The 12,446-nt window shown below is 43.6% G+C and carries 12 protein-coding genes; 10 read left to right on the forward strand and 2 right to left on the reverse strand.

Going from position 1 to position 12,446, the window contains the following annotated elements:
- The first annotated feature begins 14 nt into the window (after positions 1 to 14).
- Positions 15 to 905 carry a DMT family transporter gene (locus OCU28_RS12615; RefSeq protein WP_261818038.1) on the forward strand — a complete coding sequence of 297 codons (891 nt, stop codon included), beginning with the start codon at positions 15 to 17 and terminating at the stop codon, positions 903 to 905.
- Here OCU28_RS12615 and OCU28_RS12620 read toward each other — a convergent pair.
- Positions 897 to 2,366 (reverse strand): hypothetical protein, encoded by a 1,470-nt coding sequence (locus OCU28_RS12620; protein ID WP_261818039.1) that lies wholly within the window; start codon positions 2,364 to 2,366, stop codon positions 897 to 899. The genes OCU28_RS12615 and OCU28_RS12620 overlap by 9 nt on opposite strands.
- A gap of 162 nt (positions 2,367 to 2,528) precedes the next feature.
- Between OCU28_RS12620 and OCU28_RS12625 the strand changes: the two genes are divergently transcribed.
- From OCU28_RS12625 to OCU28_RS12635, 3 genes are read left to right on the forward strand one after another with little or no spacing between them, the layout of a single operon-like run.
- The gene (locus OCU28_RS12625; RefSeq protein ID WP_261818040.1) at positions 2,529 to 3,506 is read left to right on the forward strand and encodes a YbgA family protein; all 978 of its coding nucleotides are present in this window, start codon (positions 2,529 to 2,531) and stop codon (positions 3,504 to 3,506) included.
- A gap of 7 nt (positions 3,507 to 3,513) precedes the next feature.
- Positions 3,514 to 4,935, forward strand: a complete 1,422-nt coding sequence (gene phrB / locus OCU28_RS12630; protein ID WP_261818041.1) for a deoxyribodipyrimidine photo-lyase — start codon at positions 3,514 to 3,516, stop codon at positions 4,933 to 4,935.
- A gap of 4 nt (positions 4,936 to 4,939) precedes the next feature.
- Positions 4,940 to 5,836 (forward strand): L,D-transpeptidase family protein, encoded by an 897-nt coding sequence (locus tag OCU28_RS12635; protein WP_390623842.1) that lies wholly within the window; start codon positions 4,940 to 4,942, stop codon positions 5,834 to 5,836.
- An 87-nt stretch (positions 5,837 to 5,923) separates the two neighbouring features.
- On the opposite strand, the gene OCU28_RS12640 is transcribed toward OCU28_RS12635, so the two are convergent.
- Positions 5,924 to 6,208 (reverse strand): Lpp/OprI family alanine-zipper lipoprotein, encoded by a 285-nt coding sequence (locus tag OCU28_RS12640; protein ID WP_261818042.1) that lies wholly within the window; start codon positions 6,206 to 6,208, stop codon positions 5,924 to 5,926.
- Between the two features lie 278 nt (positions 6,209 to 6,486).
- On the opposite strand from OCU28_RS12640, the gene OCU28_RS12645 reads away from it, so the two are divergent.
- The 6 genes from OCU28_RS12645 to OCU28_RS12670 all read left to right on the forward strand — a co-directional run bounded on the left by OCU28_RS12645 (position 6,487) and on the right by OCU28_RS12670 (position 12,361).
- Positions 6,487 to 7,815 carry a DEAD/DEAH box helicase gene (locus OCU28_RS12645; RefSeq protein ID WP_261818043.1) on the forward strand — a complete coding sequence of 443 codons (1,329 nt, stop codon included), beginning with the start codon at positions 6,487 to 6,489 and terminating at the stop codon, positions 7,813 to 7,815.
- Between the two features lie 709 nt (positions 7,816 to 8,524).
- On the forward strand, positions 8,525 to 9,346 hold the full coding sequence (locus OCU28_RS12650) for a phosphate ABC transporter substrate-binding protein (RefSeq protein WP_261818044.1): 822 nt from the start codon (positions 8,525 to 8,527) through the stop codon (positions 9,344 to 9,346).
- A 103-nt stretch (positions 9,347 to 9,449) separates the two neighbouring features.
- Positions 9,450 to 10,361 carry a phosphate ABC transporter permease subunit PstC gene (gene pstC / locus OCU28_RS12655; RefSeq protein WP_261818045.1) on the forward strand — a complete coding sequence of 304 codons (912 nt, stop codon included), beginning with the start codon at positions 9,450 to 9,452 and terminating at the stop codon, positions 10,359 to 10,361.
- Positions 10,362 to 10,365: 4 nt separating this feature from the next.
- Positions 10,366 to 11,229, forward strand: coding sequence for a phosphate ABC transporter permease PstA (pstA, locus tag OCU28_RS12660; RefSeq protein ID WP_261818046.1), 864 nt, complete (start codon positions 10,366 to 10,368; stop codon positions 11,227 to 11,229).
- Positions 11,230 to 11,265: 36 nt separating this feature from the next.
- Positions 11,266 to 12,015 (forward strand): phosphate ABC transporter ATP-binding protein PstB, encoded by a 750-nt coding sequence (pstB, locus tag OCU28_RS12665; RefSeq protein WP_261818047.1) that lies wholly within the window; start codon positions 11,266 to 11,268, stop codon positions 12,013 to 12,015.
- A 145-nt stretch (positions 12,016 to 12,160) separates the two neighbouring features.
- Positions 12,161 to 12,361 carry a restriction endonuclease subunit S gene (locus OCU28_RS12670; protein WP_261818048.1) on the forward strand — a complete coding sequence of 67 codons (201 nt, stop codon included), beginning with the start codon at positions 12,161 to 12,163 and terminating at the stop codon, positions 12,359 to 12,361.
- The last annotated feature ends 85 nt before the right edge of the window (positions 12,362 to 12,446 follow it).

Genomic DNA, 12,446 nt, shown 5'->3' on the forward strand with positions numbered 1-12,446 from the left:
AACCGAGGCTTAGCTTGAGTATTTATGGAGAGATAGCAGCGATTTGCGCCGCTATAGTGTGGGCCCTTGCCACTTGGATCTATGGCCAGTTTAGTCACCAGTTTAGTGCGATGCAGTTGAACATCATAAAAGGTGTCGTTGCCTCGTGTATGATGCTAATAGTGATGCCGATTATCCCTACTGGGACACTCGAAATTTCCACGCACCATGCTTTGATTTTAGGTATTTCAGGTATCGTTGGGATTGCGATTGGCGATAGCGCCTATTTCGCAGCACTTAAGCGCATTGGTCCTAATCACACTTTGTTACTGGAATCATTGGCACCGCCACTTTCGGGGCTTATTGCTTTGCTAGCTTTGGGCACAGCCTTGAGTTTGGGGAGTTGGTTTGGTGTGCTTTTGACAACGGTTTCGGTGGCATTTGTGTTGTTTAAAGCCGATGGCAGTCAACAGCCATTGTCGCGTTCCGGTATTGGCTTTGGAGTGTTGGCAAGTGTTTGTCAGGCTAGTGGGGTAGTGATATCGCATTTTGCATTGGTTGCAGGGGATGTAAACCCGTTACTTGGCGCCTTAATTCGTTTATCGGTGGGCGTTCTCGCAGTGGCAATAACTATTAATATGGTTGAAGCATCACCTTGGACAACAATGAGAAAGTTGTTAAAAGATATGCGCTCGAAGCAGTGGCTGATTCTGTTAGGTGCCATTTTCGTAGGCACGTTTATCGCACTATGGTTGCAACAAATTGCCCTTAAATATGCGAACCCTGCAGTAGCGCAGACTTTAATTGCAACTAGCCCTTTGTTTATGTTGATAATTTATAAATTTAAAGGTGAACCGCTGTCTACTCGGGCTTTACTGGGGACCTTAGGGGCGGTAGCTGGCGTCGGGATTATCTTTTTAACCTAATAGTTGAGCTAGAGATAAGGGTTTTTCTGATATTCCAGCATTCACGGCTGGAGTCTGTCCGGGTTCTATTTGGTGACATAGGTTATTCCAAGCTCGGTAAATATCCAGCAGTGGCATAAGACCCTCTGGACGAAGTCGTCTTCTCGGTTCTTGGACTGTTACTTTAAATAAGGCGTGAAAGCGATGAAAGTATTCATTGAGTGGGGTTAGATTTGGTAATGAAAACAATTCTTTAGTATCAAGGTTACTTTCAACTAAGGTTCCCATTATGCGGTGAACATTGGCACCACGCAGGCGTCGCTGTTCTGCCATATTCCAGATTGCTTTGCTGTGCAGCCATGTTATTTGGTCGGGCTTAAATATATGTTTGCTCGGCTTCCAACCGAGATCTTGATGAATATAAGCCATATCAAAAATTTGTTGTTGCCTAAAGCTATTAAAAGCGTTGAGAGCGCTGGTGGCTAAGCAAGGTTCCAATGGGATTAATAGGGCGATGGGTTTGTTACAAACCTTATGCGCAATACGTGTGAAATGTGCTGTCATAGCATATTGCGGCTTCACTAATGCAGACTTTAGAGGGTATTTAAAGTTTGGCAGCTCTTCTAATGGATTCAGCTCTTCAAATCGCTCATCAATACGTATCTCTATCGCCTTTAATTGGGCTTCAACTGGGTCATCATTTTTTAATTGAGGCAACTTGTTACGTAGCGCAATAAAGCTTGGCTTTATGATACGTTTCTCATCAATTACAGGGGGGTGAGAGTCGCGATTGGTTAGATTGATATTATGGTCAATGATGTATTGCGAAGACAAGTCGCAAGTAGCATGCAACAGTACGCCGTTGCTACTTTTGGGCTGTAGAGAAGTAAACTTACTTCCTAGATTAAATTTGGATTGGCTGTCTTGCCAGTGATGGTCGAACAAGGTTGATTTCTGTCGACATAGGACAGCCATTGTTTTTAGGTGATCGTTAAATGTCTTAGCCTGCATACTCAGTTTTTTGGCAATTTCTTTGGGGCTAAATCCAGTTAGCAGTAAGCCTAATATGGTTATATGGATATCGAGTTGTGGGTTATCTACCGAAAAGCGGTCAACAATTGTTGACTGGCATTGCTTACAGCGATAGCGCTGTTTTTCGCCACTAAAGCCAAAAGAGTGGTAGAGGTGCGGATATAGGTGAACGTTGAGCCCAAAGTTGTTGCACACTTCATTATTGCAACAAGGGAGTTGATGACGCTTATGTTGGTTTTGCTGAATTATCTCAATATCGAGCACTTCAGAACATATTAAATTTTGGATACTGCGGCAGCTTTTACATGCCACCTTGGGGGTAATACTGTGTTGATTGGTAACGATATAGTTATCAAGATTTAGAGAACCAAAATCTTCGCACAATGGGTTCTTACAAAAATTTACCGCGAGCGTTGCGTTGTCCAGCTGTTTCAAGATGTGTTGTCTCACCAATAATTCTCTATCGATTGTAACCTAAATTAAGCTCAATTCGAAAATTTACGTCGCATAATCGGAGGTGAAAAATATCTATAAAAATCTGAACTATATTCAAATTATATTCGTATGCATGGATGCACTTTTATTAAATATGGCGCTCTTTAAGGGGATATTATGACTCATCAATCGTTGCTCAATGACAGTCAATCTAAAATAGAACTAGGTATCAGTGCCTGTGTGATAGGTGACAAGGTTCGCTTTGATAGTGGACATAAGCTAAGTAAGTTTGTGACCAAAGAGCTCGGCCCATTTGTGAAGTTTGTTCCAGTATGTCCAGAAGTAGGTACCGGTATGCCAGTTCCACGCCCTACGATTCGCCTTATTTCAGATAAGGAACGCATTGCCCTTGTGGAAACCAAAGATGAAACCCAGGATTACACTGACAAAATGCTGGCATTCTCGAATCAAAAAATAGCCAGTCTGAAACTAAAACAGCTGTGCGGGTATGTGGTCTGTGCCAAATCGCCGACCTGCGGTATGGAAAGAGTTAAAGTCTATTCAAAAGGCGGCGCATCTAAAGAGGGGGTTGGCCTATATACCCAGCAATTGATGCAACAAATGCCATGGTTACCGATAGAAGAGGATGGCCGTTTAAACGATCCCGTATTAAAAGAGAATTTCATTGCACGCCTTTTCAGTTTACGTGACTTTTATGATTGTATGGGAGATGAGCCTACTGCAGGTAAAATAGTCGCGTTCCACTCACGGTATAAGTTGACATTGATGTCACACCACCCGCAATCGTATAAGGAACTAGGAAAGCTAGTAGCAACTATCTCTGAATATGATATCGATGAGTTTTATGAGTTGTATCGTTTGAAATTGATGCAAGCACTGAGTAACAGAGCGAGTAGAAAAAACAATTCTAATACGCTGATGCACATCCAGGGGTATTTTAAAAAGTGGCTTTCAAGTCAAGAGAAGCAAGAGTTGAGACGGGTAATTGATGAGTATCGGGAAGGCGTGTTACCGCTTCTAAGCCCGATAACCTTACTCAAACATTATTTGACTCTTTATCCTGATGCCTATTTGCAGCAACAGAAATTTCTAGCTCCGCACCCTCAAGATCTGCGTTTGAGGTATAGCCTGTGATACGTCAATGAATCATATCGTTTGGTTGCGACGCGACCTCAGAGTCATAGATAACACAGCGCTGTGCTGCGCGTTGCAAGAAGCTCAAAAAGTTGAGGGTTGCGGCGTGATTGCCGTGTTTATTGAGACCCCAAATCAATGGCAACAGCACGCAATGGCGCCGATTCAAGCGGATTTGATTCGGCGTAGACTCTGTGAACTAGCACAAGAGCTTGAAGCGCTACATGTTGGCTTGATTGTTACCCGCAGCGCAACTTATGACCAATGCCCTAGCGTGATAAACAGGCTTTGTGATGAGCACCAGGCTTCAACAGTCTGGGTAAATACCGAATATGAATTCAATGAGCTTAAAAGAGATGAAGCCGTAGCTGAGCGGCTTGCTGGAAGTACAAGGCGCTTTATCAGTAGCCATGACAGGTGTGTGTTTAAACCAGGGCAAGTGCTTAATAAAAAAGGGGATTACTTTAAAGTTTTCACTCCGTTTAAAAAGGCATGGCTGAATAAACTCCAGCAAAGCTCATTTCAAGTACTAAAGCCAATTAAAGCTGCCTGCGATACTAGCGTGAATAAGCCGAGCATCGATTTCAACTACCCTTGTCAGGACAGTAAGCAATGGACAGTATCTAGCCGCGCTATTTTGGATAAGCTGCGGCAGTTTGTTGCCGATGATGCCATTAACTACAACCAAGACCGAGATTTTCCTGCAATAGCAGCGACTAGTGGACTGTCTCCTTTTTTAGCGATTGGGGCGTTATCTACGCGACAGTGTGTAGAGAGTATGCTGCAAGGCCGACTCGTTACTGAGTTGTCACAAGGAGAGCAGACGTGGCTGAGTGAGCTCATTTGGCGCGAATTCTATCAGCATTTGATTGCTTTTTTACCCAGCCTTAACCAAGGAAAATCGTTCGCCCCATGGGGGAGGAATATGATTTGGCAAGGAAATTCACAACACCTTGCAAAGTGGCAACAAGGAAGAACTGGGTATCCAATTGTGGATGCCGCGATGCGACAATTAAATGCCACGGGTTGGATGCATAATCGATTGAGAATGGTTACTGCGAGCTTTTTAACTAAAGACCTATTGTTAAACTGGAGACTCGGTGAAGCCTACTTTATGCATAAATTGATCGATGGGGATTACGCTTCTAATAATGGTGGTTGGCAATGGAGTGCTTCGACGGGATGCGATGCACAACCCTATTTTCGTATCTTTAATCCGATTTCTCAGGGGGAAAGGTTTGACCCGCAAGGTGAATTTGTTCGATTTTGGATACCAGAATTGTCACACGTACCAAATCGATATATCCATAAGCCATGGCTGTGGGCTGAATTTGCTGGCTTAGACTATCCTTTACCCATAGTGGACCATAAAACTCAGCGCGGAAAAGCACTTGAGATGTATAAAGAGGCGAGAAGTCGTGCAAATTAGCAAGATGTTGAAAGGGATGTTAATCGGTAGTTTGTTCATATCGGAGGTCGTGATGTCTGCAACCTTTACCCTGCCTGCGGATGGGGGACAGGTTATTGGCAAGAATAAGCGACACGTGGTGCAGTCAGGGGAAACCTTTGCCGTTTTGGCACGAGATTATGACGTGGGTTTATTGAGTTTAATGGCAGCCAATAGAGGGGTTGATCCGTTTCTTCCTCATGAGGGAGAGGTGCTGATTATCCCGCACCAAACCATACTTCCTAACGCCCAAAGAGAAGGGATTGTGGTAAACCTTGCGGAGTTAAAACTGTATTACTTTGACCCTAATGGTGAGCAGGTGCATGTATTCCCCGTTGGGATAGGCAAGATAGGGCGAGAAACACCCCAGATGACAACCTATATCAATGAGATGATAGAAGGACCAACATGGACACCGCCTAAATCTATTCGTCTTGCTTATGAAGAGGCTGGTATTGAGCTTGCGGAAAAAGTCCCTGCCGGACCGGATAACCCATTAGGTGAATACGCAATGCGTCTTCGTTACGGCTCAGGGCAATATTTGATCCACGGTACCAATAAGGATTTCGGAATTGGGTTAAGGGTAAGCAGTGGATGTATCCGCATGGAACCCGCTGATATTGAGTGGTTGTTTGCACAGGTTAAACGCAAGACGCCGGTTCAAATCGTTAATCAGCCGGTTAAGGTTGCAGTGGAGCCTGATAGTAGTATTTATGTGGAATCTCATGAGCCATTGACTGCTAGGGATGGATATAAGGAATCTATGGAATGGCCAATAGAGCTGCAGATATGGGTTGAGCGTTATAGCTTTGCGTCAAATAGAGTAGATAGCGTGGTTAAGGTACAATCAGGTTTGCCCACCCTAATATCGGCGATTAACTAGTATTTGAATTTGAATTTGAATTTGAATTTGAATAGGCCAATAAAAAGCCCAGTGATATTCTCACTGGGCTTTTAAAATCTTTAAGGCTTACTTAGTGTAAGATTGAGCTACGTTGTCGAGGCGTTCGTTAGCTCGAGCGGCGTCATCTTGTGCAGACTTAGCAGTTTCATGTGCTTTCATTGTGGCTGCTTTATTGTCAGCTACATCTTTCTCGTGCGCTGCTTTCAATGCTGAGACATCTTGCTCAAGCTGTGAAATACGAGCATCTTGATCATTCATTTTTGCGGTAGTTGCTTCGTCTGGACCAGACGCACAACCTGCAAGTAATAATACTGAGCTAACTCCTGCTACAAGTAAAATTTTGTTCTTCATAGTAACTCCTGTAATTTTCTAATTATGCCACTGGTCGCCCATGACTTTTTTAGTGTAGTAGCTGATTGAAAAATGTAGAAATATTCTTTCATCTATTAATAATTCTTCATTTTAGATTACTCACAATTCAACTCAGAAGGTGATGATTGAGTAATAGTGGGGTTTGCAATGCTATGGGTGGGCAAGTGGGTAACTATGTTAATTTGATAATTTTGTGATCTCTATTGGTATGTGATGTATGATTGGCACCGTATAACTATCTTATTTAGGAGAAAACTTTGAAGTTTCGTGAACTGGGCTTAGACAACCGCTTGATGAAAAATTTGGACCACTATTCGTTTAAGAAAGCGACGGAGATTCAACAGAAGGCCATTCCGGTCATCATGGCAGGTAAAGATCTATTAGCATCGTCTAAGACAGGCTCTGGTAAGACGCTTGCGTTTGTATTACCAATGCTTCATAAGGCTCTTAAAAGTAAGGCATTTTCTGCAAAAGACCCACGTGGCCTAATATTGGCACCAACGCGTGAACTAGCGCGTCAAGTATATGGTGAGTTGCGTTCTATGCTCGGTGGTCTTTCTTACCACGCTGAGTTGATAGTGGGTGGTGAAAACTTCAATGATCAAGTAAAAGCCTTGCGTAAATATCCTCGCTTTATCGTCGCGACGCCGGGACGCTTGGCGGACCATTTAGAGCATCGCTCTCTATTTTTAGATGGTTTAGATACCCTGATCATGGATGAGGCAGACCGTATGCTTGATCTTGGATTCGCGGTTGAGTTGCGCCGAATAGACGCCGCAGCTAAGCATCGTCGCCGTCAAACCTTAATGTTTTCAGCAACATTAGACCACGCTGAGGTTCATGACCTTGCGATGGAACTGCTAAATGATCCAAAGCGCATCTCAATTGATAGTGCGCAAGCACAGCATATGGATATTGAACAGAAATTCTATCTGTGTGACCACCTTGATCACAAGGAAGCACAACTGTTGCGTTTGATTGATGATGCTGATTATAAACAGATCATGATCTTTACCGCGACACGTTCTGATACTGAACGCTTAACTGAGAAGCTTAATGAACTTAAGCTTAAGGCGGTAGCGCTAAGTGGTAGTTTGAACCAGAATCAGCGTAATACCATCATGAGTCAGTTCGAGCGAGCGGTGTATAAGATCTTGGTAACCACCGATATCGCCTCCCGTGGTATCGATATCTCGAACGTATCACATGTTTTCAACTTTGATATGCCAAAACATACCGAGGAATACGTTCACCGAGTAGGTCGTACAGGCCGTGCAGGTAACAAGGGTTGTGCTGCTTCGTTGGTTGGTCCAAAAGATTGGGATAGCTTTAAGCGCGTAGAGAACTTCCTCCATCAAGATCTTAAATTTGATGTGCTTGAAGGCTTGGAAGGTAAGTTTAAAGGATTGAGACCGAAAAAACCGGCCTACGCCAAGTCAAAAGGCAAGCAGGGTGGTAATGCTCAGTTAAACCACAAGAAGACACCTAAGAAGGCGGTCAAAAGGGATAAAACCTTCCATACCAATATTGCAGTTGGTGACTCCGTCTTTATACCGAAGAAAAAGCCGAAAGCGGATACAGAATAAATCTCAACGAAGCCTAGTGGCTCCGTTTTTTTGGTGTATCGGTCCTATGGTCCTATGGTCCTATGGTCCTGTGGGTGCATCATCGATACACCGATACACCGATACACCGATACACCTTTGTATCGTCGTCCCCGCGAAGGCGGGGATCTGTAGATACTCGATACTAATTCACTGTATTGCTTCACTTGAGTTCGAGATATCACAGATGCCGGCTTAACAGATTACCGGCATGACGGGGGGGGGAGGTGCGGTTCTGTGGTTCTTTGGTTCTATGGCCCTGTGGGTTGCATCATCGGTACATCGGTACATCGGTACATCGATTCACCGACACGCCTTTGTATCGTCGTCCCCGCGTAGGCGGGGATCTGTAGATACTCGATACTAATTCAGTGTTTTGCCTTAATTGAACCTGAGATATCACAGATGCCGGCTTAAAAGATTACCGGCATGACGGGGGAGGAGGTGCGGTTCTGTGGCGCTTTGGTTCTATGATCCTGTGGGTTGCGTCATCGATTCACCGACACATCGATTCACCGACACATCGATTCCCCGATACACCACCCCATCTACTCATCATTTCCTTCCAATTGTCATTTACCTTTCAAATTGCTGAAACATAACTGTCACATAACCCGCTTAAAGTGTGCTTCGTCGTTTAAATAAACCCACGGCATATCGTCGTGACAGTGATTCCCATTAAGGACATATGATGAAAAAGACAGTAATCGGTACAGTTGCACTACTCGGTGCTCTATCAATGAACGTAGCAACTGCGAAAGAGACTATTTCTGTTGTAGGTTCAAATAGTGCTTCTCCTTTGGTTGAGGTTTTTGCTGAAACTTATATGAATAAGGGTGAACCAGTATTTATCGAGATTCAAGCGCCAGGTTCATCTGCAGGTATTCGTGCTGCAAAAAATGGCACAGCGGATTTTGGTATCTCTTCTCGTGACCTAAAAGCAGAAGAAAAATCAGACAACCTAAAAGAGCTTGTTATTGCTCGTGATGGTATCGCTGTTGTTGTAAACCCAAACAACTCAGTTAAGGCTCTAACCGCTGACCAAATCGCTAAAATCTATAAAGGTGAAATCTCTAACTGGAAAGACGTTGGTGGTGAGAACAAGCCTATCGTAGCAATCACTCGTGATACTGCTTCGGGTACTCGTGGTGCATTTGAAGACATCATGAACCTTAAGATGACTATCTCTGGTAAGAAAGTATCGGCTATCTCTCAGCGTGCACAAGTAGCAAATGGTAACGGCGCACTTAAGGTTTCTGTTGCGAATAACCCATATGCAGTAGGTTATATCTCTCTAGGTACGGTTGATTCATCTGTTCAAGCTCTGACAATTGATGGTGCAGCAGCAACGGTTGATAACGTGAAAAACGGCTCTTATAAAGTAGCTCGTCCATTCCTAGTGCTTTACAAAGACGGTGCACCTTCGGCTGAAGCGCAACAATTCCTAAGCTGGATGGTTGCTGATGAAGCTCAAGCTATTGCAGCTAAGAAAGGTTACATCACAGTTAACTAAGCTTTAAATCAAAATTAAATTTTGCTCAGCCTGTGAAGGCTGAGCCTTTCGCTTACTTTAATAAGCTTTTTATATCCCATCGCAATTTATAGTGAATTTTTCTATGAATAATGACAGCGTTCAATCCTCCAATCTTGGCCAAGGGTCCCTTCGCCAAAATCGTGGTGTTGACTGGAGAGAGCGTATCTTCCATACGCTTTTTCTTACCAGTGCAATTATCGGCATTCTTTCTCTTGCCATCATTGCTTATTTTATTGTTGTTGAAAGTATCCCAGCTTTTCAGGAAGTGGGTGTTAGCGGCATCGTATTAGGTCAAAACTGGTTACCGCCTGCGCTTTACGGCGTTGCAACTATGATAGTCGCTTCGCTGGTATCTACCATAGGCGCAGTTTTATTTGGTGTGCCAGTCGGCGTTTTGACGGCTATTTTCATTGCAGAAGTCGCGCCTAAGCGCGCCGCGAATTTAATTCGTCCTGCGATTGAGTTATTAGCGGGTATTCCTTCTGTAGTATATGGATTCTTTGGCTTAGTTATCATCGTTCCTCTTATCCAAGAGGTCTTTGATGTGCCAGCGGGTAATACCATTCTTGCGGGTATTATTGTACTCGGCATTATGATTCTACCGACGGTAATTACTGTCTCAGAAACCTCTATTCGCGCAGTGCCTCCTGCTTATAAAGAGGGCTCACTTGCTCTAGGTGCTTCTAAAATCTACACCATCTTCAAGTTACTTGTGCCAGCAGCACGCTCAGGGATTATGACAGGTGTGATTCTTGGAATAGGCCGTGCACTAGGTGAAACTATGGCAATTATCATGGTGATGGGTAACGCACCTGCAATGCCTGAAGGGATTTTAGATTCTGCTCGTACATTGACTGCCAATATCGCAATTGAGATGTCATACGCAAGCGGCGTGCATGCCAGCGCACTTTACGCAACTGGCGTGGTTCTGTTGGTGTTTATCATGCTCCTCAACGGTGCCTTATTGTACCTAAACCGTGAAAAGGCGAAGTAAAGTCATGGATATAGCTAAATTAAAACAAGCTCGTCAACGCAAAGACCAAATGTTAAGTGCATTTGTATGGTTGGCCGCAGCCCTCACTGTTGGTTTCCTGTTTTGGATAATCTGGTACGTTCTTTCAAATGGTTTGAAGTTCGTTGACCTTAACTTTATCTTTGATGATTACACGCGTACTGGTGAAGAACGCGGAATCTTCCCAATGATAATTTCGACCATTTATATGGTTATTGCATCTATCTCGGTCGCGGCGCCGTTAGGCATAATGACCGCTATTTATCTTACTGAATACGCCAAAGTTGGCAGTAAGTTTGTGAAAGTGATTCGTTTTTGTACCGAATCTCTAGCGGGTATTCCGTCAATTATTTTTGGTCTGTTTGGTATGACCTTTTTTGTCACCATTATGGGGTTTGGGTTTTCCATCCTATCTGGGGCATTAACACTAAGTATCTTGATTTTACCTGTCATCATCCGAGCTACTGAAGAAGCTTTGATGGCGGTACCTCAGACATATCGTGAAGGTTCATATGCACTAGGTTCTTCAAGAATCTACACCATTTGGCGCTTGATTTTGCCAAGCGCAATGCCAGGTATTTTGACCTCGGTCATCTTGAGTATTGGACGTGTTATAGGTGAGTCAGCCCCGGTATTTTTAACCGCAGGTATGGTGGCGCGTATTCCTGAATCATTGCTTGACTCAGGTCGTACTTTGACCGTTCACCTCTATAAGTTGACCACTGAGCTGTTTACCATTGATGAATGGAATCAAGCCTATGGCACCGCGACGGTACTTATCGTAGTCGTACTGCTTATCAACACGCTGACCAAACTTATCGCTAGTCGTTTCAACAAAGCAACTTACTAAGTGCTAGCCAGATTAAAGAATTCAAGAGACTAAACAATGAACAAATTCAATATCGAAAATTTAGACCTTTTTTATGGCGAAAACCGCGCACTTAAGGCAATCAATCTACCGATTCCACAGCGTCAAGTTACGGCGTTAATTGGTCCTTCTGGTTGTGGTAAGTCAACGCTATTGCGTTGCTTAAATCGCATGAACGACCTGATTGAAGGTGTAAAAATCACCGGTCTAGTTGAGATGGATAGCCAAGATATATACGGCAATATTGATATTGCTGATCTGCGTATTAAGGTGGGTATGGTTTTTCAAAAGCCCAATCCATTTCCAATGAGCATTTACGAGAACGTAGCCTACGGTTTACGAGCACAAGGTATCAAAGATAAGAAACACATCGATGAGGTTGTAGAGCGTTCTTTGCGCGGTGCTGCGTTATGGGATGAGGTAAAAGATCGCCTTAAATCACACGCTTTCGGCCTATCGGGTGGACAGCAGCAGCGATTATGTATTGCGCGTACTATTGCCATGGAACCAGATGTTATCTTAATGGACGAGCCAACCTCAGCGCTTGATCCTATCGCAACACATAAAATCGAAGAATTGATGGAAGACCTAAAAAAGGACTACACCATAGTGATTGTGACGCACTCAATGCAACAGGCTCGTCGTATTTCTGACCGCACGGCTTTTTTCTTAATGGGTGAATTAGTTGAGCATAATGAAACTCAAGTAATATTCAGTAATCCGAGAGATGACCGCACTCAAGGCTATGTGAATGGCGATTTCGGCTAATCACATGCTTTAAAATGTTAAATATAATTACACTATAATAAAAGCGATGGAAACTTTGCCCCTCAATCTGAGGGGCTTTTTTGCTAGTTGAGCTTAATTGTGTACTCCAGTAAACTCATCTCATAACTATTGAGAGGTTTGAATCATGAGTGATTTTGAAAAAGAACTGCAGGACATGGCTGACAACGTTGCAGACCAACTTGAAGAGCAACTTCCTACTATTGATGAGCAAAAACGCATAGCGGCGGAGCTCAAAAAGCTTGAGGAAGCAGGTGAGTTAACGCCTGAAGTGTTAGAGAAGTACTTCGGTAAGTTCAATAATAAAACCGATGCGCCAATTCACTAATAACAAAATGTAATAAAGCCGAGCGATAGTGCTCGGCTTTATTGGTTAAGGGGCTGGTAGATGGCCCTCATCAATGTTAGCGAGC

The organism is Vibrio gallicus, assembly GCF_024346875.1.
GTDB classification, from domain to species: Bacteria; Pseudomonadota; Gammaproteobacteria; order Enterobacterales; family Vibrionaceae; genus Vibrio; species Vibrio gallicus.